This window comes from Bittarella sp. HCP28S3_D9, assembly GCF_052065655.1.
In the GTDB taxonomy this organism is placed as follows: Bacteria; Bacillota; Clostridia; order Oscillospirales; family Ruminococcaceae; genus Bittarella; species Bittarella massiliensis.
This window is the reverse complement of sequence record NZ_JBQHTP010000001.1, coordinates 150,290-173,365: the sequence shown is the minus strand read 5'-3', so window position 1 is coordinate 173,365 and position 23,076 is coordinate 150,290. Positions and strand designations below refer to the sequence as shown.

Annotated in this window: 21 protein-coding genes; 15 read left to right on the top strand and 6 right to left on the bottom strand. The window is 65.8% G+C overall.

Translation table 11 applies throughout. The features are described from left to right. Window position 1: 1 nt before the first annotated feature. The 6 genes from ACTNAU_RS00810 to ACTNAU_RS00785 all read left to right on the top strand — a co-directional run bounded on the left by ACTNAU_RS00810 (window position 2) and on the right by ACTNAU_RS00785 (window position 5,778). The gene (locus tag ACTNAU_RS00810; protein WP_441097241.1) at window positions 2-1,267 is read left to right on the top strand and encodes an alkyl sulfatase dimerization domain-containing protein; all 1,266 of its coding nucleotides are present in this window, start codon (window positions 2-4) and stop codon (window positions 1,265-1,267) included. Window positions 1,268-1,468: 201 nt separating this feature from the next. Beyond that, window positions 1,469-2,869, top strand: coding sequence for an MATE family efflux transporter (locus ACTNAU_RS00805; RefSeq protein ID WP_441097240.1), 1,401 nt, complete (start codon window positions 1,469-1,471; stop codon window positions 2,867-2,869). A gap of 270 nt (window positions 2,870-3,139) precedes the next feature. Further along, complete coding sequence (locus tag ACTNAU_RS00800) at window positions 3,140-3,577, top strand: LytTR family DNA-binding domain-containing protein (protein ID WP_021659061.1); 438 nt, start codon at window positions 3,140-3,142, stop codon at window positions 3,575-3,577. Window positions 3,578-3,590: 13 nt separating this feature from the next. After that, window positions 3,591-4,013, top strand: a complete 423-nt coding sequence (locus tag ACTNAU_RS00795) for a DUF3021 family protein (RefSeq protein WP_021659062.1) — start codon at window positions 3,591-3,593, stop codon at window positions 4,011-4,013. Beyond that, entirely contained in the window at window positions 4,010-4,927 is a 918-nt protein-coding gene (locus tag ACTNAU_RS00790; RefSeq protein WP_441097239.1) for an ABC transporter ATP-binding protein, read from the top strand. Before ACTNAU_RS00795 ends, ACTNAU_RS00790 begins: the two co-directional genes overlap by 4 nt. 17 nt (window positions 4,928-4,944) lie before the next feature. Continuing rightward, window positions 4,945-5,778, top strand: coding sequence for an ABC transporter permease (locus ACTNAU_RS00785; RefSeq protein ID WP_441097238.1), 834 nt, complete (start codon window positions 4,945-4,947; stop codon window positions 5,776-5,778). A gap of 147 nt (window positions 5,779-5,925) precedes the next feature. On the opposite strand, the gene ACTNAU_RS00780 is transcribed toward ACTNAU_RS00785, so the two are convergent. Further along, window positions 5,926-6,483, bottom strand: coding sequence for a manganese efflux pump MntP (locus ACTNAU_RS00780; RefSeq protein WP_441097237.1), 558 nt, complete (start codon window positions 6,481-6,483; stop codon window positions 5,926-5,928). A gap of 346 nt (window positions 6,484-6,829) precedes the next feature. Between ACTNAU_RS00780 and ACTNAU_RS00775 the strand changes: the two genes are divergently transcribed. The 8 genes from ACTNAU_RS00775 (at window position 6,830) to ACTNAU_RS00740 (ending at window position 14,945) form a co-directional block, all read left to right on the top strand. Then, window positions 6,830-7,258 carry a MarR family winged helix-turn-helix transcriptional regulator gene (locus ACTNAU_RS00775; protein ID WP_185916531.1) on the top strand — a complete coding sequence of 143 codons (429 nt, stop codon included), beginning with the start codon at window positions 6,830-6,832 and terminating at the stop codon, window positions 7,256-7,258. A 14-nt stretch (window positions 7,259-7,272) separates the two neighbouring features. After that, window positions 7,273-8,046 (top strand): sulfite exporter TauE/SafE family protein, encoded by a 774-nt coding sequence (locus ACTNAU_RS00770; RefSeq protein WP_185916530.1) that lies wholly within the window; start codon window positions 7,273-7,275, stop codon window positions 8,044-8,046. A 429-nt stretch (window positions 8,047-8,475) separates the two neighbouring features. Beyond that, window positions 8,476-8,979 carry an RNA polymerase sigma factor gene (locus ACTNAU_RS00765; RefSeq protein WP_441097236.1) on the top strand — a complete coding sequence of 168 codons (504 nt, stop codon included), beginning with the start codon at window positions 8,476-8,478 and terminating at the stop codon, window positions 8,977-8,979. After that, a complete protein-coding gene (locus ACTNAU_RS00760) occupies window positions 8,976-9,821 on the top strand; it encodes a hypothetical protein (protein ID WP_441097235.1) in 846 nt (281 codons plus the stop codon). The genes ACTNAU_RS00765 and ACTNAU_RS00760 overlap by 4 nt, the downstream gene beginning before the upstream one ends. 549 nt (window positions 9,822-10,370) lie before the next feature. Further along, entirely contained in the window at window positions 10,371-11,045 is a 675-nt protein-coding gene (locus tag ACTNAU_RS00755; protein WP_185916527.1) for a response regulator transcription factor, read from the top strand. Beyond that, window positions 11,036-12,070, top strand: coding sequence for a sensor histidine kinase (locus ACTNAU_RS00750; RefSeq protein WP_441097234.1), 1,035 nt, complete (start codon window positions 11,036-11,038; stop codon window positions 12,068-12,070). Before ACTNAU_RS00755 ends, ACTNAU_RS00750 begins: the two co-directional genes overlap by 10 nt. 108 nt (window positions 12,071-12,178) lie before the next feature. Next, window positions 12,179-12,943: an ABC transporter ATP-binding protein gene (locus tag ACTNAU_RS00745; RefSeq protein WP_185916525.1), complete on the top strand. Its 765-nt coding sequence runs from the start codon at window positions 12,179-12,181 to the stop codon at window positions 12,941-12,943. After that, on the top strand, window positions 12,933-14,945 hold the full coding sequence (locus tag ACTNAU_RS00740) for an FtsX-like permease family protein (RefSeq protein WP_441097233.1): 2,013 nt from the start codon (window positions 12,933-12,935) through the stop codon (window positions 14,943-14,945). The genes ACTNAU_RS00745 and ACTNAU_RS00740 overlap by 11 nt, the downstream gene beginning before the upstream one ends. Before the next feature lie 1,500 nt (window positions 14,946-16,445). On the opposite strand, the gene ACTNAU_RS00735 is transcribed toward ACTNAU_RS00740, so the two are convergent. The 5 genes from ACTNAU_RS00735 to ACTNAU_RS00715 form a co-directional block, all read right to left on the bottom strand. After that, window positions 16,446-17,711: an O-acetylhomoserine aminocarboxypropyltransferase/cysteine synthase family protein gene (locus ACTNAU_RS00735; protein ID WP_441097232.1), complete on the bottom strand. Its 1,266-nt coding sequence runs from the start codon at window positions 17,709-17,711 to the stop codon at window positions 16,446-16,448. A gap of 403 nt (window positions 17,712-18,114) precedes the next feature. Beyond that, complete coding sequence (locus ACTNAU_RS00730; RefSeq protein WP_441097230.1) at window positions 18,115-19,248, bottom strand: helix-turn-helix domain-containing protein; 1,134 nt, start codon at window positions 19,246-19,248, stop codon at window positions 18,115-18,117. 202 nt (window positions 19,249-19,450) lie between these two features. Further along, on the bottom strand, window positions 19,451-20,119 hold the full coding sequence (gene deoC / locus ACTNAU_RS00725) for a deoxyribose-phosphate aldolase (RefSeq protein WP_021660650.1): 669 nt from the start codon (window positions 20,117-20,119) through the stop codon (window positions 19,451-19,453). Between the two features lie 239 nt (window positions 20,120-20,358). Further along, window positions 20,359-21,291 (bottom strand): nucleoside hydrolase, encoded by a 933-nt coding sequence (locus tag ACTNAU_RS00720; RefSeq protein ID WP_441097229.1) that lies wholly within the window; start codon window positions 21,289-21,291, stop codon window positions 20,359-20,361. Beyond that, window positions 21,291-22,139 carry a nucleoside hydrolase gene (locus tag ACTNAU_RS00715; RefSeq protein ID WP_441097228.1) on the bottom strand — a complete coding sequence of 283 codons (849 nt, stop codon included), beginning with the start codon at window positions 22,137-22,139 and terminating at the stop codon, window positions 21,291-21,293. Before ACTNAU_RS00715 ends, ACTNAU_RS00720 begins: the two co-directional genes overlap by 1 nt. Window positions 22,140-22,363: 224 nt before the next feature. Between ACTNAU_RS00715 and ACTNAU_RS00710 the strand changes: the two genes are divergently transcribed. Further along, window positions 22,364-22,972, top strand: coding sequence for a Crp/Fnr family transcriptional regulator (locus ACTNAU_RS00710; protein ID WP_185916519.1), 609 nt, complete (start codon window positions 22,364-22,366; stop codon window positions 22,970-22,972). Window positions 22,973-23,076 lie beyond the last annotated feature (104 nt).

Here is a 23,076-nt window from a genome sequence, read left to right as displayed (position 1 = left end):
GTTGAAAGAGTACACAGGAGAGAAACGACTGCAGGCCGCCGCCGGAAACGGGGAGGCGCGGGGCGTCTACAAGGTGGGGGAGCGGGTCTGGTTTATCGCCGGGTTCGGCGCCAGCAACGCCACCCTCATCGAGGGGGAGCACAGCTGCACCCTGGTGGACGGCCTCAACGACAGCAAGATGGCCGAGTTGGCCCTGGCCGAACTGGGGGAGCTGCTGGCGGCAAAGCCGGTGGAGACCCTCATCTACACCCACCAGCACCCCGACCACACCGGTGGCGCGGGGGTGTTGGCCGCCGGCGCCCGCCAGGTGATCGCCCGACGCCCCGACGTGCCGACCTACGGCCGCAGCGGGCAGCTGGGCCGGATCGGCGGGCTGCGGGGGGACCGCCAGTGGGGCTTCTCCCTCACCCCGGAGGAGGCCATCTCCATGGGGGCAGGGCCCCTGGGGGAGCGGGGCGGCAAGCCCTGCCCTCTGCCGGTGACCCGGTGGATGGAGGGGGCGGAGCTGGCCCTCGACCTGGACGGGGTGCCCGCCGTCCTCCTGGCCGCCCAGGGGGAGACCGACGACCAGACCTACCTCTGGCTGCCCGAGGACAGGGTGGTCTGCTGCGGCGACAACTACTACCAGTCCTGGCCCAACACCGCCCCCATCCGGGGCGGCCAGTACCGGGACGTGGCCGCCTGGGTGCGCTCGCTGGACAAACTGCTGACCCTCCCGGCCGAACACCTGCTGCCCGGCCACACCCGGGCGCTCCACGGGGCCATCGCCATCCGGGAGGAGATCGCCCTCTACCGCGACGCCCTCTCCTGGGTGCTGGACGAGACCCTGCGGCTGCTGGACGAGGGGCTCTCCTTTGACCAGGTGGCCGCCGCCGTCGCCCTGCCTGAGCGGTGGCGGGGCCAGCCGGCCCTGGACGAGTTCTACGGCTCGGTGGCCTGGACGGTGCGGGGCATCTGCGCGGGCTATCTGGGCTGGTTTGACGGCGACCCCGCCGGCCTTTTTCCCCTGGCCCCGGACGACCGGGCCCAGCGGGAGGTGGCGCTGATGGGCGGCGCTGAGCGGGTGGCCGCTGCCGCCGCCCAGGCGCTGGCGGAGGGGGAGTGCCAGTGGGCGCTGGAACTCTGCCAAACACTCCGCCTCGCGGGGGAGGAGAGGGGCGACGCCCTGGCCACCTGCCGCCAGGCCCTGACCGAGCTGGGCCGGCAGGCTGAAAACGCCTGCGCCCGCCACTACTTCCTCACCTGCGCCCAGGAGTTGGAGGGGTAGCGCGCACCCTCTGCATTTGCGCGAAATTTGTTGACATTCCACCCGACAGTTGCTATACTGGGTTCGATCAAAAAGAACTGTGTCCTGTCACGGCTTTCTTCGATCCCCCTTTGCTGCGGTGTCAACGAAAGGCTAAAAACGACCGCCACTTGTGGGGGTCGTTTTTTTGTGTGCAGGGCGCGAAAGAAAAGGAGTGTCTATATGGAGCAAACCAACCTCAAAGAGAACAAGATGGGCAGCATGCCCCTGCCCAAACTGATTTTCAGCATGTCCCTGCCGGCCATCTTCTCCATGCTGATCCAGTCGCTTTACAACATCGTCGACAGCATGTACGTGGCCCAGATCGGGGAGAACGCCCTCACCGCCGTCTCCCTGGCCTTCCCCATTCAAACCCTGCTCATCGCCGTGGCGGTGGGCACCGGCGTCGGCTGCAACTCGCTGATTTCCCGCCGGCTGGGCGAGCAGCGCCACGACGTGGCCTCCCAGGCCGCCAGCCACGGCCTGGTGCTGGCCCTTCTCTCCAGCGCGGTCTTTGCGCTGCTGGGCTTCCTCTTTGTGAAGCCCTTCTTTGCCGCCTTCACCGGCGACGCCGAGGTGCTGCAGATGGGCTGCGACTACGGCTCCATCGTCACTATCCTCTGCTTTGGCTCCTTCGTGCAGATCGCCTGTGAAAAGATTTTACAGGCCACCGGCAACATGATCTACCCCATGATCTTTCAGCTCATGGGCGCGGTAATCAACATCGTCCTCGACCCCATCCTCATCTTCGGCTACTTTGGGCTGCCGGCCATGGGGGTCAAGGGCGCGGCCATCGCCACCGTCGCCGGGCAGATCATCGCCATGTTCTTCAGCGTCTACATCCTCCTCACCAAGGACCACGAGATCCACATCACCTTCAAGGGCTTCAAGTTCCAGGGCAAGGTGGTGGGGGACATCTACAAGGTGGGCTTCCCCTCCATCATCATGCAGTCCATCGGCTCGGTGATGATGGTGGGTCTCAACGCCATCCTCACCAGCTTCTCGGGGGCGGCGGTCTCCATCATGGGGGTCTACAACAAGCTGCAGTCCTTTGTGTTCATGCCCATCTTCGGCCTCAACCAGGGGCTGATGCCCATCATGGGCTACAACTACGGCGCCCGCAACAAAAAGCGGCTGATGGGCACCCTGAAGATCGGCATGGGGGCGGCCTTTTCCATCATGGCCCTGGGCACCCTGCTCTTCAACTTCCTGCCCACCCAGCTGCTGGGGATGTTCAACCCCTCGGCCGAGATGAGCCGCATCGGCATCCCGGCCCTGCACATCCTCTCCATCTGCTTCCTGCCGGCGGCCTACTCGATGATCCTCTCCACCCTCTTTCAGGCCACCGGTCACGGCACCAGCAGCCTCTTCACCTCGGTTTTGCGGCAGTTGGTGGTCATCCTCCCCCTGGCTTTCCTCCTCAGTCGCGTCTGGGGGGTCACCGGGGTCTGGGCGGCCGTGCCCCTGGCGGAGATCGCCGCCATCATCGCCAGCACCGTCATCTTCCGCAGCATCTACAGCAGCGAGATCCGCAACCTCGACGCCGCCCCCCTCTCCGCCGAGCGGGAGCAGCCCCAGGGCTAGATCGGCCGCTCGCTTCCCCGCAAAAGGGCCCGTTTCCGGGCCCTTTTTTTGTTCTCTTTTTCTCGCCGCCAAAACTGGAAAAATGTTTCTGTGCCCCAGAACGCCCCTTTCAAGGGCGGGGAAAACGGCTTTTTGGCGGGTGAGCGCGCACGGTTTCCCCCCGCCTTTTTGCATCTTGCCCCCGGCAGGGCGCAGGTGACCCGCCCCCGCCTTGAGCCGCGGGGCCAAACATGGTAGGATGAAACCCGGAGCGAAAGGGGAGAACTGATTTTGAAACTCATCATCGAGCAGTCGCTGGAACTGGCCGAGCCGGAGATCACCATCCGCTGCGGCCTCATCGACGAGCCGCTGCGCCGCCTCATCGAACAGGTGCGGCTCTACTCCTTCTCCATCACCGGGAGGAGGGGGGAGAGCAGCCGCATTTTTCGCCTGGAAGAGGTGTTCTACTTTGAGTCGGTGGACGAGCGCACCTACCTCTACTGCGAAAAAGAGGTCTACGAGTGCGACCCCAAGCTCTACGAGTTGGAGCGGCAGCTGGAGAACACCGCCTTTGTGCGGGTCAGCAAGAGCTGTATCCTCAACACCGCCCGGCTCGAAAGCGTCCGCGCCCTGGCCGGGAGCCGGATGGAAGCCAAGTTGGAAAACGGCGAGTCGGTGGTGATCAGCCGCCACTACCTGCCGGCCTTTAAAGAGAAATTCGGCTTGTAAAGGAGGGAAGACGATGTCGACATTCAAGCAGTATTTCACCTACGACTGCATTTCCTACACCATCTTGATGATGATCGAGTGCACGCTGGCGAGCGTGCAGGGCCACCGAGAGGGGATCGACGCCAACGTTGCCATCCAGATGTTTTTGATGACCAGCCTCATCTCGGTGGTGATGTTCCTCACCGACAAGATCCAGGTCGCCAGCTTCCCCCTGCGCGCCCTCATCGACGTGGCCGACATTGCCCTGGTGGTCTACCCCCTGGGGCTCTGGTGGGGCTTTTTTGAGGCGGATGCCTTTACCCTGGTGGGGATCTTTCTGGTCATCCTGACGGTCTACGCCGGGGTGGTGGGGGTCTCCCTCATCCGCGCCAAGAGCGACGAGGGGAAAATCAACCGGGAGCTGCGGGCCCGCAGGGAGAGAGGAGAAAAGCGATGAGCGAGATCATCGAGGTACAGGGGCTGAAAAAGCACTACGGCCCCATCGAGGCGGTGCGGGGGATCGACTTTACGGTCCGCCGGGGCGAACTGTTTGCCTTTTTGGGGCAAAACGGGGCCGGCAAGTCCACCACCATCAGCATGCTGACCACCCAGATCGCCCCCGACGGGGGCCGGGCCGAGGTGGACGGCTGCCTGCTGGGGCGGGAGAACGGCGCCATCCGCCGCAAGATCGGGGTGGTCTTTCAGGAGAGCCTGCTGGACGGCCTGTTGAGTGTGGAGGAAAACCTCCTCGCCCGGGCGGCCCTCTACGGCCTGCGGGGGGAGCGGGGGAGAGAGGCGGCCCGGGCGGCCATGGCGGCGGTGGGGGCCCTCGATTTGAAGGACCGCCGCTACGGCCGGCTGTCGGGCGGCCAGCGCCGCCGGGCCGACATCGCCCGGGCCCTGGTGCACCGGCCGGAGATCCTCTTTTTGGACGAGCCCACCACCGGCCTTGACCCCCAGACCCGCAAGGCGGTCTGGGAGACGGTGCGCGCCCTGCAGCGGGAGGGGGGGATGACCGTCTTTCTCACCACCCACTACATGGAGGAGGCCGCCCAGGCCGACGCGGTGACGGTCATCGGCGACGGGGCGGTGCTGGAACAGGGCACCCCGGGGGAGCTGAAGGCCCGCTACGGGCGGGACAAACTCTACTTAAGTCCCCGGGACGCCGGCGCCCTGGAAGGGGTGCTCCGGCAGATGGGCCTTGCCTACACCAAGCCCCGCCGGCGCTATCACCTGGCGCTGGGGAGCACCCTGGAGGCCATCCCCATCCTCGAGCGGTGCCGGGACCTGCTCGACGGGGCCGAGCTCATCGGCGGCACCATGGACGACGTGTTTTTGCAGATCATCGAAGGGGGGGAGCGGCCGTGCTAGCCATTGCCAGAAGGAATGTGAAACTCTTTTTTAGGGACAAGGGGGGCGTCTTCTTCTCCCTGATGTCGGTCTTTATCGTCCTCGGCCTCTACGCCCTCTTTCTCAAGAGCACCATCCTCGGCGGGGATCTGGAGGCGCTGGAGGGGGCCGGGCGGCTGGTGGACAGCTGGCTCATCGCCGGGGTGCTGGCGGTGGCGGCGGTCACCACCACCCTCTCGGGCTACGGGGCGATGGTGGAGGACCGGGCCCGCGGGGTGGACCGGGACTTCGCCGTCTCCCCGGCCAGTTCGGGGGCCCTGTTGGGGGGCTATATCCTCAGCGCCCTGGCGGTGGGGCTGGTCCTCTGCGCGGTGACCTTTGTGGCCGGGCAGGTCTACCTGGTGGCCGCCGGGGGCGAGCTGCTCACCCCCTTGCAGATGGCCCAGGCCCTGGGGGTCACCGCCCTCTCGGTGGCCGCGTCGGCGGCCATGCTCTACTTTCTCACCCTCTTTATCAAGACCCAGAACGCCTTCACCGGGGCCTGCACGGTGGTGGGGACACTGGTGGGCTTCCTCACCGGCGTTTACATCCCCATCGGGACCCTGCCCAGCGCGGTGCAGGTGGTGGTGAAGTGCTTTCCCCCCACCCACGGCGCGGCCCTGCTGCGGCAGATCTTCACCGCCGGGCCGATGGAGACCACCTTTGCCGGGGTGCCGGCCGGGCTGGTCATCCAGTTTAAAGAGGAGATGGGCATCTGCTTTGCCTGGGACGGGGGGACCTTCCCCGTCTGGGGGCACCTGGCGGTGCTGGTGGGGAGTGCGGTGCTCTTTGCCGGGCTCTCCCTGCTGGTGAAAAAGTGCAGGAGAAGATAGAAAAAGGCGCCGGGCAGGGCCCCCCCCTGCCCGGCGCTCTGGGTGAAAAAGCCCCCCTTGCAGTGGGGGAGCGCCCTGCGAGCGGAGAAGCGGTGTGAAAAGCGCCCGGTGAGGAGACCCACCGGGTGCTTTTGGCGGGGCGGGGGGTCACCCCCAGATCCCCAGGTGGTCCAGCAGAATCTTGGTGCCCATGGCGATGAGGACGATGCCGCCGCAGAGCTCCGCCCGGGACTTGTACTTGGCGCCAAAGACGTTGCCCACCTTGACCCCGACAAAGGAGAGCAGGAAGGTGATGACGCCGATGAAGCTGACGGCGGGGACGATGTTCACCTGCAAAAAGGCGAAGGTGATCCCCACCGCCAGGGCGTCGATGCTGGTGGCCACCGCCAGGGGGAGCATGCTCTTGGGGCCAAAATCCCCTGCCGGGCACTCCTCCCGGCGGGACTCCCGCACCATGTTGAAGCCGATGAAGGCCAGCAGCACAAAGGCAATCCAGTGGTCGAACTGGGTGATGAGGGAGGCGAACTGCCGCCCCAGCAGGTAGCCCACAAGGGGCATCAGGGCCTGAAAGCCGCCAAAGTAGAGCCCGGCGATGAGGCAGTGCCTGGCCCCCGCCCGCTGCACCGAGAGCCCCTTGCAGATGGAGACGGCAAAGGCGTCCATCGACAGCCCGACGGCGATGACAAAAAGTTCCCACAAACTCATGTTTTCTCCTCCTCGCGCGGGGTCAGTTGAGACAAAAAAGACCCACGGCACCGCCCGGCCCCCCGGTTTTGGGCGGCCGCGCGATCCCGTGAGTCTCGTTTTTTAAGGCAGGCCAGGTCTGCGGGCGCAGACCAGCGTGTTGACATGCCAGCGCACCGGGTGCGCCCACTACTCCCCCACACAATCAATTGCCCTTCAAAAATAGCATCAATCCCCAGAATTGTCAACGATTTTGCCGATGTCCGGCAAAAAATCCCCCAGACCGCCCTTGACAGGAGGGATATCCGTGTTAAAATAGTTCTTGTTTGAACTGTTCTATACAGAACTTTTGAAAGGGGGAAGGGCCGTGTTCTCTTCGACAGATGCCCTCAAGGTGGGGCAGGCCTTTGCGCGGGGCTACAATCGGGCCCTCGGCGGAATGGCCGAGGAGTGGGGGCTGAGCCGGGCCGAGGTGGACGTGCTGCTCTTTTTGCAGAACAACCCCGGCTGCAACACCGCCAGGGAGGTGGTGGAGCTGCGGGGGATGGCCAAGTCGGGGGTCTCCAAGGCGGTGGACGCCCTGGTGCGGCGCGGCTACCTGGCCGCTGCGCCCGACGGCAGGGACCGGCGGGTGGTGCGGCTGGAGCTGCTGCCCGCCGCCCGCCCGGCGGTGGAGGCGGGGTGCGCCGCCCAGGCCGCCTTTTGGGAGAAACTCCGGCGGGGCATCTCCCCCCAGGAGGGGGCGGTCATGGCGGCCGTCTTCGCCAAGCTGATGGACAATTTGAATCGCTGCTGAAAGGGGCATACACTGTGTTTTGGAAACTGATCGTCTGTATCATTGCGGGGCTGGGGGCCGGGGTGGGCACCGGCTTTGCGGGGATGAGCGCGGCCGCGGTCATCTCCCCCATGCTGATCACCTTTTTGGGCTTTCCCGCCTATGAGGCGGTGGGCATCGCCCTGGCCTCCGACGTGCTGGCCTCGGCCGCCTCGGCCTACACCTACGGCAAGAACAAGAACATCGACATCAAAAACGGGCTGGTGATGCTGGCGGCGGTGCTGGTCTTCACCATGGCGGGCAGCTATGTGGCCTCGCTGGTGCCCAACGCCTCCATGGGCAGCTTTTCGGTCTTTATGACATTGCTTCTGGGCATCAAGTTCCTGGTGCGCCCGGTGATGAACACCAAGGAGAGCCAGGAGGGGAAGACCCTGCGGCAGAAGGTGGTGCAGTCCATCGTCTGCGGGGCCTTTATCGGCCTGATTTGCGGCTTTATCGGCGCCGGCGGCGGGATGATGATGCTCCTCATCCTCACCAGCGTGCTGGGGTATGAGCTGAAGACGGCGGTGGGCACCAGCGTCTTCATCATGACCTTTACCGCCCTCACCGGGGCCCTCTCCCACTTCGCCATCGGCGGCGCGCCCGACGTCTTTGCCCTGGTGGTCTGTGTGGCGGCCACCTTGCTGGGGGCCCAGGTGGCGGCCAAAATCGCCAACCGCGCCCAGGCAAAGACACTCAACCGGATCACCGGCGGGGTGCTCACCGGCCTGGGTGTGGTGATGATCGCCATGAAACTGCTCGGCAAATAGGGGCCGATGGGTGAGATGGGGGGCCGGCGCTCTGGAGGGAGCGCCGGCCCCCTCTGTCTGCCCTCAAACCGGGCGGGCGGGGCCCGCCCCCGCTTGCAGGTGCCGGGAACTCCCCCGTCGTCCGGTCTTGTGCGGCAATAGAGCGACTCTGTGGGCGCGCTCTAATGCATCAAAGCACCGGCTGCCGCCCGCTTTGGGGCGCAGCGGCAAAGTCCTCCGCTGCAAACCCGGGGCCGGCGCGGGGCTGCCGGCGGGACCTGTTTTCAGGAAGGCGGCTATTGGTGGAGGGTGCGCCGCACTTTTTTGGCGAGACCCTGTAGTTTTTGCCGGCAAAACCGTAGTATATAGGTGAGGCGGGAAAGGGCGGTGAGGCCGATGGAAGACGAACAGATTATCGCCTTGTTTTTTGCGCGTTCAGAGCAGGCCATAGTGGAATTGGACAGAAAGTACGGGGCGATTTGCCACGCCCTTTCAAACAACATCCTGAACAGCCGGCGGGACGCGGAGGAGTGTGTGAACGACGCCTATCTGGGCGCTTGGAACGCGATCCCCCCGGCGCGGCCCGCCCCCCTGCTGTCCTACATCGCAAAGATCGTCAGGAACTGCTCGCTAAAGGCCTATTGGAGAGGGGAGGCGGCCAAGCGAAACAGCAGGTTTGCGGTTGCCGTGCAGGAGATCGAGGCCTGCATCGCGGACCCCAAGACGGTGGAGGGGGAGATCGAGGCGGGGGAGTTGGCCCGGATGATAGAGGGATTTTTGGACACGCTGGGCAAAAGAGACCGGGTCATCTTCATGCGCCGCTACGGGTATTTGGACGCCTATTCCGACATAGCGGTGGGCGTTGGGCTGTCCGAAAAAAATGTGTCTGTCCGGCTGACCCGCATCCGCCGGAAGATGAGGCGATACCTGCAGGAGAGAGGGGTGGTTTTGTGAGCGCAAACCTGTTTTTTGAGGCGGTGGGGGAGCTCGGCAATCGGTACTACGAGGAGGCCGCCCGGTACCGGCGTGGGCGGGCCGCGCGGGGCTGGGGGAAATGGGCGGCAGCCGCCTGTCTCGCCGTCGCTGCCGCCGCTGCCCTCTCTGTTCTGCCCTCCTTTTTGAACCGGCAGGGCGCGCCGCCTCCCATCGGCCCCGGCGGGGATCTGTCGCCGGGAGTGCCCGAAATCCGCATCGGCGCAAACAGCGTCTTCCTCAACGACATTGCAGGCTTTTCAGACGCTGCCCGCAGGCGGTATGACCCGGCCCTCTACGACTGGGTCGAGTGGGGCAGGGAAGAGGTCACCGAGTACTACGGAGGGGAGCTGACCCCCGCTTACATTCCGGCCGGACTGATCGCCTCCCCCCAAAATGGGACGGCGGTGGTCATTGCCGACAAGAGCGGCAGCGTTGTGTTGGACACCGTGTGGCTTGCCTTTTACCAGGGGTACTACGAGGACGGCAGCCCCAAACAGACCGAAGGGATTGCCGCCTGCAAGGGCATTTCAGTCAGGGTTTCCAAGCTGGGGCTTTTCAGCGACTGCGCCTACCTTCTGCCCGAAAGCGAGGTCAGGGTTTCGGACATCGGGGGGACGGCCGTCACATTCGGCTACCGCTCCATGCCCTGCGGCCCCTACGACCCCGAGACCCACGAGCCGGCCGGCCACTATGACATGTATGTCGCCGAGTTCGAGCGGGGGGAGATACAGTACCAGATCGTTGCCGAGCAGGTGGAACTGGAAGAGCTGGTAAAGGTGGTGTCCTCCATTGTCTCTGGGGAGGGTGCGGGGAACGGGTGATCCCCCCTCCCCGCCGCGAGGGGCAATGTGTGAAACAAGGGCAGCCGATGGCGGATCGCATCGGCTGCCCTTGTTTTTTGGCGTGCGGCGGCAGGGCGGGCAACTTGTCCGTTCCCCGTCCTGCCTGACGGGGGAAGCGCCGCCGCATCTGCACCTGTTTTTGCCGTTTGAATATCTGTTTGCTGCGCGGCTATGGCCCGTCAAGACCGCCCTCTGCCGGAAAGACAGATCCCGCATCGGCGTCAGAGGAAAATCTGCTCATTTTTCTCTCTTTGAGAGACCCACAGACAGCGCGCACAAAATCGCCGCGCCCAGCGCGACCCACACCGCCGTATAGAAAAATACCTCCCCTGCCTTTGCCTGTCCGGCCACCCGGGCCGCCCTTTCCCCTATCCCGGCACACCCTTCGGCCCCCTTAAAAAGTGTGGCCGAACCGGGTGCGCTTGGGGTGTTTTCCCGCGCCGGCGGCGGGGATGCCGCCCCCCTCCTTTGCCTGGGGGAGGGGTTGTGGTATACTGGACAAAACGCGAGACAGGGAGGAGAGAGACCATGGCAGAGACCATTATGGTGGTGGAGGACGACCGGCAGATGGCAAGAGAGCTGGTGCGGCTGCTGGAAAACTACGGCTACCGCGCCCTGCAGGTGGAGGATTTCAGCCGGGCGGTGGAGGAGATCCTGGAGGCGGCCCCCCACCTGGTGCTGCTGGACATCAACCTGCCGGTGCAGGACGGGTACACCGTCTGCCGCCAGCTGCGCCAGCACAGCCAGGTGCCCATCATCATCGTCACCAGCCGGGACACCGAGATGGACGAGCTGATGGGGATGAACCTGGGCGCCGACGACTTTGTGGCCAAGCCCTACAACCCCCAGCTGCTGCAGGCCCACATCGCCCGGGTGCTGGCCCGCAGCTACCAGAGCGGGGAGAGCCGGACGGCCCGCTTTGGCCGGGTGGAACTGGAGCTCTCCCGCAGCGAGGCCATCTGCGGCGAGCGGCGGGTGGAGCTGACCAAGAACGAGCGCCAGATCCTCTGGGTGCTGATGCGGGCCCGGGGGGAGATCGTCTCCCGGGACGCCCTCATCAACGAGCTCTGGCAGTCCGACGAGTTTGTGGACGACAACACCCTCACCGTCAACATCAACCGGCTGCGGGGCAAGCTGGCTGAGATCGGGGTGGAGGGGTATCTGATCACCCGCCGGGGCCAGGGGTACCAGCTGTGCGAGTGAGGGATCTGCTGGCCCAGCGGCTGCCCCTGCTGCTGGCCAGCGCCGGGGGCTGCGTCCTCTCGGCCCTGCTGCTGCACCTGCTGGGGGTGGGGGGCGCGTCCACCGCCTTTATCTGCCTGGTGCTGTTTGTGCCGGTGGCCGTCTGCTGCGGGGTGGAGGCCTACACCCGCAGCCGCTACTACCAACACCTGGCCCGGGTGCTGGGGGAGCTCGACCGCAAGAGCCTGCTGCCCCAGCTGATGGAGGAGCCCTCCTTTGCCGAGGGCCGCTTCTGGAAAGAGGTGCTGGCCGCCTGCGGCAAGTCGATGAACGACCAGATCGACCGTCGGGCGGTGGAGGCCCGGGAGTACCAGGAGTACATCGAGACCTGGGTGCACGAGGTCAAGACCCCCATCGCCTCGCTGCTGCTGTCGGTGGAGGGGGGGCGGCAGCCCGACCCCGCCGCCGTCCGCCGGGAGGCCGAGCGCATCGACGGATATGTGGAGCAGGCCCTCTACTACACCCGCAGCGGCGCCCCCGAGAAGGACTACGCCATCCGCCCGGTGAGCCTGCGCCAACTCACCGCCGACGCGCTGAAGAAAAACGCCACCCTCCTCATCGAAAGCGGGGCCCGGGTGCAGTCAGACGGCCTGGACCGCACCGTCTACACCGACACCAAGTGGGCGGTCTTCATCCTGGGGCAGCTGTTTCAAAACGCCGCCAAGTACCGAGGGGAGGAGCCCCTCTCCCTCTCCCTGCGGGGGGAGGCCGGGGCGGAGGGGGTCTCCCTCTCGGTGTGCGACCGGGGGGTGGGCATCCCCCTGCAGGACCAGGGCCGGGTCTTTGAAAAGGGGTTCACCGGCGAAAACGGCCGCGTCTTCGCCCGCTCCACCGGCATGGGCCTCTACCTCTGCGCCACCCTCTGCAAAAAGCTGGGGATGGGCATCCGGCTGGAGTCCCGGGTGGGGGAGGGGACCTGCGTCACCCTCACCTTCCCCAAGGGGAGCTACCACCTGGCGGGCGGCGAGGCGGGCGAGACAAGGTGACAAAAGCGTAAGGCGGATGTAAGGTAGTTCCCTTTCTCCCCCCTGGGTGTGCGGGTATACTGATACCAGAGCCAAACACAAAGCGGATACAAGGAGGGAGCGCTTCTTATGGAAATTTTGCGCGTGGAACACCTGCACAAATACTACGGCGGCCGGGGGAATGTGACCAAGGCCGTGGACGACATCTCCTTCTCGGTGCAGAAGGGGGAATTCCTGGGGGTGATGGGGGCCTCGGGCTCCGGCAAGACCACCCTGCTCAACTGCATCTCCACCATCGACACCGCCACCAGCGGCAACATCTTCGTGGGCGACCAGGACATCACCCGGATGCGGGGAAAGAAGTTGGCGGCCTTCCGCCGCAGCCAGCTGGGCTTTGTCTTTCAGGACTTCAATCTCCTAGACACCCTCACCGCCCGGGAGAACGTGGCCCTGGCCCTGACCATCCTGCGCACCCCCGCCCGGGAGATCGACGTGCGGGTGCAGAACGTGGCCGCCGAATTGGGGATCGCCGAGGTGCTGGAGAAGTACCCCTACCAGCTCTCCGGCGGGCAGAAGCAGCGGGTCGCCTGCGCCCGGGCCATCGTCACCAACCCGCAGCTGGTGCTGGCCGACGAGCCCACCGGGGCGCTGGACTCCAAGTCCGCCCGGATGCTGCTGCACAGCCTGCAGACCATGGTACAGGTGATGGAGGCCACCATCCTCATGGTCACCCACGACGCCTTTACTGCCAGCTACTGCGACCGCATCCTCTTCATCAAGGACGGGCGCATCTTCTCGGAATTGGTGAAGGGTGAGCAGAGCCGAAAGGAGTTCTTCGCCCGCATCATCGAAGTGGTGACCCTGCTGGGAGGTGAGAGTGCAGATGTGCTGTAAACTCGCCTTTCGCAACGTTCGCCGCAGCCTGAAGGACTACTTCGTCTACTTTCTCACCCTGACCTTCGGCGTCTGCATCTTCTACGTCTTCGGCTCGATGGACGCCCAGCAGGCCTTCACCAACCCGGTGCAGTCCTCGGTCTTTGCCATGCTGGTCCAGATCATGGACGTCCTCTCGGTCTTTGTCTCCATCATCCTCGGCTTTTTGATCCTCTACGCCAACACCTTTCTCATCAAGCGCCGCAAAAAGGAGCTGGGGGTCTACGCCCTGTTGGGGATGCCCAAGGGCAAGGTCAACCTGATCTTCCTGCTGGAGACGGCGGTGGTGGGGGCCCTCTCCCTGGCCTGCGGGCTGGGGCTGGGGGTGGCCGCCTCCCAGGCGGTCTCCCTGCTGACCGCGCAGGTGTTTGAAGTCAAGCTGGACACCTTCCACTTCGTCTTCTCCCCGGCAGCGGCGGGGAAGACCATCCTCTACTTCGCCATCATCTTTGTGGTGGTCATGGCCCTGGGCAGCGTCTCCATCTCCCGGCAAAAGCTCATCGACCTGCTCTCGGCCCAGAAGAAAAACCAGACCTTCCGCGCCAAAAAGCTCTGGCACTCGGTGGTGCTCTTCCTGCTCTCGGTGGCCCTCATCGGCACCGCCTACTGGATGTTCATCCGCAACGGGATGCGGATGCTGGGAAGCGAGATCCCCCTGATCATGCTTGTCGGCGGGGTGGGGACACTGCTCTTCTTCATGTCCCTCTCGGGGTTCCTGCTGCGCATCTGCAAGTCCAACAAGCGGCTTTACTACAACAAGCTCAACATGTTTGTGCTGCGCCAGCTCAACAGCAAGATCAACACCACCTACCTCTCGGTGACCTTCATCTGCCTGATGCTCCTGCTGTCGGTGGGGGCCCTCTCCTTCGGCATCGGGGTGGCCCAGTCCATGCAGGACCAGCTGGCCGAGATCACCGTCTACGACGTCAGTCTCTACAACGGCTCGAAGGAGCACAGCGAGCGCCCGGTGATGGAGATCCTGCAGGAGCACGGCTTTGACCTGGCGGGGTATCTGGACGGCTCGGTCACCTTTGCCTACCACGACACCGGCATCCACAAGGCCGACCTGCTGGCCGGCTGCTACGAGGGGGATGACGTGCCGGGGACCAACATCACCGTCGACGCCGTCTCCGAGAGCGACTACAACGCCCTGATGGAGCTGTCTGGCCAGCCCACCTTCGACCTGCCCGAGGGCGAGTTCGCGGTGATCGCCCTCTCCCACGACTCCCAACAGGCGGTGAAAAATTACCTCAAGGGTGAGCGCACGGTGACCCTGGGCGGGCAGACCCTGCGCGCCCACCGGGACGGCTATCTCACCGGCGCGCTGGAGACCAGCACCGGTGTCGGCGCGGCGGAGGACGTGATTTTTGTCCTCCCCGACGAGGTGGCGGCCGCCATCCCCGCCTACCGCTCCACCATCAGCGGCTTTTACGCCGGCGACAAGGAGGCGGCGGAAACGGCCTTCCTCGACTTTGTCGAGCGGGTGGGCGGCGAGATCGAGGAGGGGAGTAGCATCAAGATCTACGGCGCCACCTCCACCCTGGTCTACCAGATCGCCCTGGGCAGCAAGGTGACCTTCCTCTACATCGGCATCTACCTGGGCATTGTCTTCCTGCTGGCCAGCGCCGCCATCCTCGCCCTGCAACAGCTCTCCGAGGCGGCGGACAACAACCAGCGCTACCGGCTGCTGCGCAAGCTGGGCACCGCCGACGGAATGCTGCGGGGGGTGGTCTTCTCCCAGGTGGCCCTCTACTTCTTCATCCCCCTGGCCCTGGCGCTGGTGCACTCGGCGGTCTTCTTCTACGTGATGCAGAGCGCCCTCACCTCCATTGGGGTGCAGAACATCTGGCCCAGCACCCTCTGGACCCTGGGCATCGTCCTCGTCATCTACGGCGCCTACTTCGCCCTCACCTACTTCGGCGCCCAGCGGATGGCCACCGAGACCTCCCTCGCGACCAAGTAAAACAGCACCCCAAAAACAAAGAGGAGCCCTTCCCGCCCGCCGGGAGGGACTCCTTTTTTGCGTCAAAATGGGGGAAAGGCGGGCGCCTTTACAGAGGTGACGCGGCTTTCTGGCCTATCCGCGGGGGAGGAGTGGCGGGATGCTCCCTGCCAGCGGCCCCTCCCTGGGGCCCGGCGGCTGTGATGGACGGGGGGGAGGGGCAACAGAACGGGCGGCCCCCTTTTTAGCCCCCTGGCAGGGGAGCAGAGGGCCAACTGGCGGAGGTCGGCAAGGTCCGCCACGGCGGGTGATTGGCCGAGAAGGCCTTTCAGGGCCACTTTGGCCTGGGCGTCGCCTGCCCGAGCGGAGACAGCGCCTCTAGGCCAGCCGGGATCGGTTTGCCGCCAGGCAGGGCGGGTAAACTGGCAGGGGAGCAGGTGGCCGGTTGCCCGGATCCGGCAGGGTCCCCTGCGGCAGATGGCCGGCCGGGGGGTCCGGGTCTGCTCTGGCCTGACTGTCGTCTGCCTGAACGAGGGTGATGCCTCTGGAATGGCCAAAACCAGCTCGCTGTCCGGCAGGATAGAAAAACCGGCAAGGGAGTAGCGCAGACGCCCAGCTGCCCGGGCCCGGCAGGACCTTCCGCTGTGGACAGTCGGCTTGGAGGAGTTTCCGGCCCGCCTTGGCCTGGGCCCCCTTCCCCGAGGGGATGATGCCCCTGGGATGGCCAAAACCGGCTCGCTGTCCGGCAGGATGGAAAAACCGGCAAGGGAGTAGAGCAGACGCCCGGTTGCCCTGGCCCGGCAGGACCTTCCGCTGTGGACAGTCGGCTTGGAGGAGTTTCCGGCCCGCCTTGGCCTGGGCTCCCTTCCCCGAGGGGATGATACCCATGAGATGGCCAAAGCCGGCTCGCTGTCCGGCAGGACGGAAAAACCGGCAGGGGAGTAGCGCAGCCGCCCAGTTGCCCTGGCCCGGCAGGACCTTCCGCTGTGGACAGTCGGCCAGGGGGAGTTTCCAGCTCGCCTTGGCCTGAGCTCCCTTCCCCGAGGGGGCGGCGTTCCTGGGGCGGCCAAAACCGACTTACTGCCTGGCAAGGTGGGCAAACCGGCAGGGGGATGCTGGCAAACCCGGCGGGGGATGGTCGGCTCTTGAGACCGGCCCGTCGGCTGGGCAGCGAGCGCCATGACCGGGGGTAAGGGCCCAAAAAGAAGGTGTGGTCGGCCACTTCTCGACCGCACCCCGGCCAAAGCGGAGGGGTGTTCTCGGCTCTCCCCTTCCCATGCGGCAGTGGATCCCGGGTCGCCGTCGCCCCGTTCAAGGTTGGTGAAATCTGTCCCCGTCACAGGAGAAACGCCCTGAAAAAGGGGATAATTTGTTGTATTTACAAAATATTATACAAATTGTATTTAAAAATCCGCAGAAAAAGGCCGCTTCTCCGCCCACTGTGTCGCAGCGGGGCGGAGGAGCGGCCTTTCTGTCGGCAGTCTACAGGGAGAGGGCAAACATTTTCCGAGAGAAGAGGGACTAGACCTTTTCCAGGGCCTGGCGGGCGTCGTCCATGATGTCGTCGATGTGCTCGAGCCCCACCGAGAAGCGGATGAGGCCGGGGTTGATGCCGGCGGCCACCAGCTGGGCGTCGGTCAACTGGCGGTGGGTGGCGCTGGCGGGGTGGAGGACGCAGGTGCGGATGTCGGCCACATGCACCTCGTTGGTGGCCAGCTGCAGGCTGTCCATAAAGCGGACCGCCGCCTCTCTGCCGCCCTTGATGGTCAGGGAGAGAACGCCGCTGCAGCCATCGGGCAGGTATTTCTGGGCCAACTGGTGGTAGGGGTCCCCCGGCAGGGCGGGGTAGCTGACCGACTCCACCTTGTCGCTGGCGGCGAAGAAGCGGGCCATCTGCTCGGCGTTTTTGCAGTAGCGCTCCATCCGCACCGGCAGGGTCTCCAGCCCCAGGTTCAGGTAGAAGGCGGCCTGGGCGCCGGGGTAGCAGCCGAAGTCCCGCATCAGCTGCACCCGGGCCTTGGTGATGTAGGCGGCGGCTCCAAAGTCGCGGACATAGCAGACCCCGTGGTAGGACTCGTCCGGCTCGGTCAGCTCGGGGAAGCGGCCGTTCTGCCAGTCGAATTTGCCGCTGTCCACGATCACCCCGCCCACCTGGATGGCGTGGCCGTCCATGTACTTGGTGGTGGAGTGGGTGACGATGTCGGCCCCGAACGCGAAGGGCCGGCAGAGGATGGGGGTGGCGAAGGTGTTGTCCACCACCAGGGGGACCCCCTGCTCGTGGGCCACCTGGGCAAACTTTTCAATGTCGAAGACGCTGATGGCCGGGTTGGCGATGGTCTCGCCAAAGACCAGGCGGGTGTTGGGCTTGAAGGCGGCCCGGATCTCCTCAGGGCTGGCGTCCCCGTCCACGAAGATGCACTCGATCCCCAGCCGTTTGAGGGTGACGGCAAAGAGGTTGATGGTGCCGCCGTAGATGGTGGGGACGGCCACCAGACTGTCCCCGGCCGAGCAGATGTTGAGCACCGCCAGCAGGTTGGCCGCCTGGCCGGAGGTGGTGCAGAGGGCGCCGATCCCCCCCTCCAGGGCGGCGATCTTCTCCTCCACTGCGGCCACGGTGGGGTTGGAGATGCGCGAGTACATGTGCCCCGGGGCACTCAAGTCAAAGAGGGCGCCGACGTGGTCGGTGGAGTCGTACTTGTAGGTGGTGGACTGGTAGATGGGCAGGGCGCAGGGCTGGCCGTTTTCCGGGGCGTAGCCGGCGTGCAGGCACTTGGTTTCCAATTTCATGGGGGGATCCTCCTTTTCGCTGTTTGTCCTTCGCGGCACAAGACCGGCCGATGGGGGGAGAGGGGCAGCAAAAAAGCCCCCGCCCCAGAGCGCATGATCTGCGCTGCAAGGGCGAGAGCTGTCAGCTTCGCGGTACCACCTTGATTTTGCCCGAAAAAAACGGGCCTCGGCGGGTGCGGACGGGCGGGGCTTTGTCCCCCTTTTGCCTGTCGATACCCCGGCGCGGTAACGGGCGCCCCCGTCGCAGCCTAGGGGCCTTTCCGCCCGGTCGGTGCGCAGCTCCGAGACCATTTTCCGCCCCGCCTTTCGCACCCCTTTTCACCGTCCGGGGCTCTCTTTGGCGACTGTGCGAAGCGTACTCTTCTCTTCATTGCCTGTGTCGGTCTTTGTGATGTGTTCTATGCTAGCACGGCGCGCAGCCCTTGTCAACTGGATTTTTGGGCGGCTTCTCTTCCAGGTCGTCGGCGCTCTCGGCCAGCCGCCGGAGGGCGGCCCGGTAGCGGGGATGCTCCAGCAGGGGGACAAAGCGCCGGTCCCCCTCCAGCATCCGGGCGATGAGGAGGCGGTTGTTCTTCACCTGGCGGGGGTCGGGGCGCTTGAGGGGGGCGGCGGAGAAGTGGGGGCTCTGGGAGAAGTCGAAGTTCAGGCGGGACAGGTCGTCCACATAGCGATCAAAGGCGTCCAGCGCCTGCTCGATCGCCCCCTCCCGAGCCAGGTGCTCGGCCTCCACCTCCCAGCCGCCGAAGGCGCCGCCCACCCCAAAGCGGCCGGTCAGGGCCGCGCAGTCGGCCGCGTAGAGGCGGAGGCGCTGTTCGTCCCCCCGCTGGCGGGCGATGTTTTGCAGCTGCCCCAGGGCGAGCCCCGCCGTGGCCAGGGACTGGTAGAGCCGGCCCTGGGCACTGGCCTCGGCCCTCTCCAGGTCCCCCTTGGCCAGGTAGAGGGAGGTGTAGAGGTCGGCGGGGTCCACCTCCTGCCGGGGCAGGCCGTTCAGAAGCTGCTCGGCCCGCTCGAACTCGCCCCCGGAGAGGTAGAGGCCCGCCAGCACCGCGGCGGCGGGACCCTTCAGCCGGGGGTCGCCCCCCTGCTCCACCTGTTCGAGGAGGGCGGCGGCCCGGCGCAGGGCCGCCTGGGCCTGCGCCTCGTCCCCATCCGGGGTGGGGGTCATCCCCAGCCCCATCTGCAGGAGGCCGGCCAGGCGAAATTTCAGGTAGTCGCAGTTGGGGTACTGGTGCAGCAGCTCTTCCAGCCGGGCGCAGCCGGCGGCAAACCCCTCGGTCTGCATGAGGGCGCGCACCTCCCCCTCGGCGGCCAGCACCTCCTCGTCGGTGAGGCCGGGGGTGAAGGAGAGCAGCCGGTCCACCGTGGACCCCAGGGCCCGGGCCAGAGGGACCAGTAGGGCGATGTCGGGGCAGGTGACCCCCCGCTCCCACTTGCTCACCGCCGGGGGGGAGACCCCCACCGCCGCCGCCAACTGTTCCTGGGTCAGCCCTCTCTCCCTGCGCAGGCGCAGGATGGTCTCGCCGATTTTTAGCTCCATGTCCGCCGCTCCTCTCCGCTGTTCTGTCTGCTCTTATCCTACCACGGGGGAGCGGGGCCCCGCAATGGACGGGGTGGAAACTTGCGGGAAGAAAAACCTGCCTGCCGGGCAGGTCGCACGGGGAGGGGGTAGGGAAGAACAGAAAGAGGGGGCGCCCAGACCCTGCGCGCCCCCTCTTTCTGGGGACAGGGGAGACGGTGCCTTAGTAGGCGCCGCCGGTCTCCTGATTTTTCAGCAGCTTGATGGCGGAGCTGGTGCCCAGGCGGTCGGCCCCCAGGGAGATGAACTTCTCCATGTCGTCCACCGACTTGATGCCGCCGGCGGCTTTGATCTTGCAGCGGCCGGCCACGCAGCGGTTGAACAGCTCGATGTCGTGGAAGGTGGCCCCGGCGGTGGAGAACCCGGTGGAGGTCTTGATGAAGTCGGCCCCGGCTTCCACCACGATGTCGCACATCTTCTCCTTCTCCTCGTCGGTGAGGAGGCAGGTCTCGATGATGACCTTCAGCACGTGATCGCCCACGGCCTCTTTGAGGGCGGCGATGTCCTGCTTGACGTACTCGTAGTCGCCGTCTTTGAGGGCGCCGATGTTGATGACCATGTCGAACTCCTCCGCCCCGTCGGCCAGGGCCTGCTTGGCCTCAAACACCTTGACGGCGGTGGGGGTGGCCCCGAGAGGGAAGCCGATGACGGTGCAGACCGGCACCCGGCCGTTCAGGTACTCGACAGCCCGCTTCACGTAGCAGGGGTTGATGCAGATGGACGCGGTCTTGTACTCGATGGCGTCGTCGCAGATCTGCTTGATTTGCGCCCAGGTGCTCTCGGGCTTCAAAAGGGTGTGGTCGACTTTTGCCAGGATCTCCTGCTGGGTCATAACAAATTCCTCCTCAAAGATGGGTTGGTGGGCAGGCGAAAAGGGCGGCGCTCCGCCCGGTTGTACTGCCTCTATTATTTCTCCTTTTTCAGGAAAAGTCAATGGGTATTTGTAAAAATGACGCGTTCATTTGTAAATTATTTTCTATCATTTGTTTGAATGAGCGAACATTTTGCGAGAAAAAGCGGTGGGGGGACTCCCGAGAGGGGAGCCGCCCACCGCAAAATAGGGAGGCGCATTTAGTGGTCGGCGCTGGCAAAGACCATCTCTTTGAAGCGGGAGGGGTCGATCTCGGTGATGAGGGTGCAGTTTTGGGGGTTGCCGCTGCGGCCGTCGAAGTCGTAGAGCAGCTCGCCCATGGCAAAGGGGCTCTTGACCTCCACGTCGGCAAAGCACTCCACCCGGCCGCGCACCACCCCGGGGTCCATCACCACCGCGGCGGCGGTGGGGTCGGGCATGGAGATGATGTCCTTGCCGTAGGCGCCCTTGTTCATCTCCAGCAGGGTGCGGTTGGCGTCGATGTAGAAATCCCCCACCTCGGTGTGGTAGCCCCGCAGGACGGCCCGGTCGGCCGCGTCGATCTCGGTGTGGCCGTAGCAGACGTCGATGGGGACCACCGTCAGGTGCATCCCGCTGGCAAAGACGATCTTGGCCGCCTCGGCGTCCATGGCGATGTTGAACTCGGCATTGGCGGTGAAGGCGTCGATCATCCGGTACTGGCCGCCCATGAGGGTGATGTTCTTCACCCGCTTCATGGCCTCGGGGGCCAGGAGGATGGCCATGGCGATGTTGGTCAGGGGCCCCAGGGCGAGGATCTCCAAATCGTCCACCTCCCGCGCCAGGCGGATGATCTGGTCCACCGCGTGGCCCGGCGACAGGGGGACCGAGGGCTCGGGGTAGTTCATCCCCCCCAGGCCGTCGGGGCCGTGGGCCTGCTCGCCAAAGGAGGTGGGCTGCCCGAAGAGGGGGCGGGCCATCCCCGCGTAGACCGGCGGGCGGTAGGTGGCGGCCTTCTCCACGGCGATGCGGGCGTTGCGGATGACCTTGGGCAGGGTGATGTTGCCGCAGACGCAGGTGACGGCCTCGATGTGGATGTCCGCGCAGCGCAGGGACATGACCAGGGCCACCGCGTCGTCGGAGGCGGTGTCGGTGTCAAAGAGGATGTGGCGCATCAGAGAGACCCCCTTTCCGTGTTGGCGGCGGCCCGGTCGAACCAGGCCTGCAGGGCGGTGTGCTCCAGGCGGGTGATCACCTGGGCGGTGAGCAGCTCGGCCTGGCCGTCGATGATGGTGCCGGCCAGCCGGGTGGCGTTGAGCTGCCCGCGGGTGCGGCTGCCGGAGGTGTCCACCGACAGGTTGCAGGCAAAGCTCTCGGCGATGAGGGAGGGCTCGGCCGCCACGGCGGCCCCCACCGCCCCCAAAAGCCCCTGGCCGCCGTCCCGGTCCAGGAGGGCGCGCCACCGCCCCCCCTCGGGGAGGGAGAGGCCGGCGGCGGCTTCGGCGGCGGTCTCCCGGGGGAGGACGCTCACCGGCACCCCGCAGGAGAGGACCACCGAGGCCGCCTCGGGGTCGCACAGCAGGTTGTACTCGGCGGTCTCACTGTGGGCGGGATAGCCCAGCTGGGCCCCCCCGCAGAGGAGGATGCCCGCGGCCTGGGAGAAGCCGTCGGGGTCGCGCAGAAAGGCCATGGCCAGGTCGGTGAGGGGGCCCAGGGCCAAAATCTGCACCTGCTGGGGGGCGGCGGCCAGGGCGCTGCCCAGGGCCAGGATCCCGGCCAGGGGGTCCTTCTCTCCGGCGCTGGGGGCGGCCTCTGCCGGCGGGACCATGGGGCCGCACATCCCCTGGTGCAGGGGGGGATCTCCCCCCGCCAGGCGGCAGCTCTCCTCGGCGGCGGCCAGGGCCTCCCCCGCGCCGCCGCGCCCGTAAGAGGCGACGGCCGCGCAGACGGGGTGGCCGCTCTGCAGCAGGGCCGCCAGACCGGCGGCGCCCGCCCGGTCCATGTCTACGAGAATGGGTGACACAACAAACACTCCTTTTCTCTGTGGTGGCCCCGGCGGGGATGGAAACGGCCGGGGCTCTTTGTCGACTTTAGTATACCAGAGGCCAAAGAGGGGGCGAAAGGACGGGCGTCCCCCTTTTTTGCGTTTGTCCCCCTTGGGGGGATGTGGTATAATAAAAATAATAGAGAGTCGACAGAACGGGCGGCGCGGGGCGGTCCCCGCGCCGCCGCAAAGGGGGCGGGGAGATGGGTCGCGCGAGCGCGGAGGAGCTGCTGTCCACCTGCCCGCCCGAAGTGGCCGCCGGCATTGAGCGGCAAACCTTTCCCCACGGGGCCCACCTGGTGGAGATGGGGCAGCGGGGCGGCCGGGTATACCTCCTTTTAGAGGGGGCGGCCACCGTCTCCACCGTGGGGGAGAGCGGCGCCGCCATGGTGCTGAGCATCTACCGGGCAGGGGATATGGTGGGCGAGGCCGAGGTGGTGGACGACCTGCCCGCCATGGGCCAGGTGGCCGCCCTGGGGGAGTGCCGGGTGGCCGCCATGAGCCGGGAGACCTTTCTGCGCTGGCTGAAGGCGGACGAGCGCTTTGCCCGCTTTGTGGTGGGCGGCCTCTCCCGCAAGCTCTACGACTTTTCCGACAAGGCGGTGACCAACATCACCACCCCCCTGCGCCACCGGCTGGCGCTGCTGGTGGCAGAGGCCCCCGGCGGGGTGCTGCGGCTGGACAAGGAGATCGTCGCCGCCCAGCTGGGCACCAGCGTGCGCAGCCTCAACCGCACCATCAAAGAGCTGGTGCAGGAGGGGCGGCTGCGCTACCGGGCGGGGGTCCTCTCCCTGGCGCCGGGGCGAGAATAAATTACAATCTTGTCACATTGCTCCAAAAACACCTTGGAGGAGTTGTGCAATCTGGTAAAGTGCGGTATAATGACCGCGTAAAGATGAGCGGTCTGCGCGGGGCC

Coding starts and splice junctions, on each gene's coding strand:
- ACTNAU_RS00805 (WP_441097240.1), top strand. CDS start 1,469: ATGGAGCAAACCAACCTCAAAGAGAACAAGATGGGCAGCATGCCCCTG.
- ACTNAU_RS00795 (WP_021659062.1), top strand. CDS start 3,591: ATGTCGACATTCAAGCAGTATTTCACCTACGACTGCATTTCCTACACC.
- ACTNAU_RS00790 (WP_441097239.1), top strand. CDS start 4,010: ATGAGCGAGATCATCGAGGTACAGGGGCTGAAAAAGCACTACGGCCCC.
- ACTNAU_RS00780 (WP_441097237.1), bottom strand. CDS start 6,483: ATGAGTTTGTGGGAACTTTTTGTCATCGCCGTCGGGCTGTCGATGGAC.
- ACTNAU_RS00755 (WP_185916527.1), top strand. CDS start 10,371: ATGGCAGAGACCATTATGGTGGTGGAGGACGACCGGCAGATGGCAAGA.
- ACTNAU_RS00745 (WP_185916525.1), top strand. CDS start 12,179: ATGGAAATTTTGCGCGTGGAACACCTGCACAAATACTACGGCGGCCGG.
- ACTNAU_RS00740 (WP_441097233.1), top strand. CDS start 12,933: ATGTGCTGTAAACTCGCCTTTCGCAACGTTCGCCGCAGCCTGAAGGAC.
- ACTNAU_RS00735 (WP_441097232.1), bottom strand. CDS start 17,711: ATGAAATTGGAAACCAAGTGCCTGCACGCCGGCTACGCCCCGGAAAAC.
- ACTNAU_RS00730 (WP_441097230.1), bottom strand. CDS start 19,248: ATGGAGCTAAAAATCGGCGAGACCATCCTGCGCCTGCGCAGGGAGAGA.
- deoC (WP_021660650.1), bottom strand. CDS start 20,119: ATGACCCAGCAGGAGATCCTGGCAAAAGTCGACCACACCCTTTTGAAG.
- ACTNAU_RS00720 (WP_441097229.1), bottom strand. CDS start 21,291: ATGCGCCACATCCTCTTTGACACCGACACCGCCTCCGACGACGCGGTG.
- ACTNAU_RS00710 (WP_185916519.1), top strand. CDS start 22,364: ATGGGTCGCGCGAGCGCGGAGGAGCTGCTGTCCACCTGCCCGCCCGAA.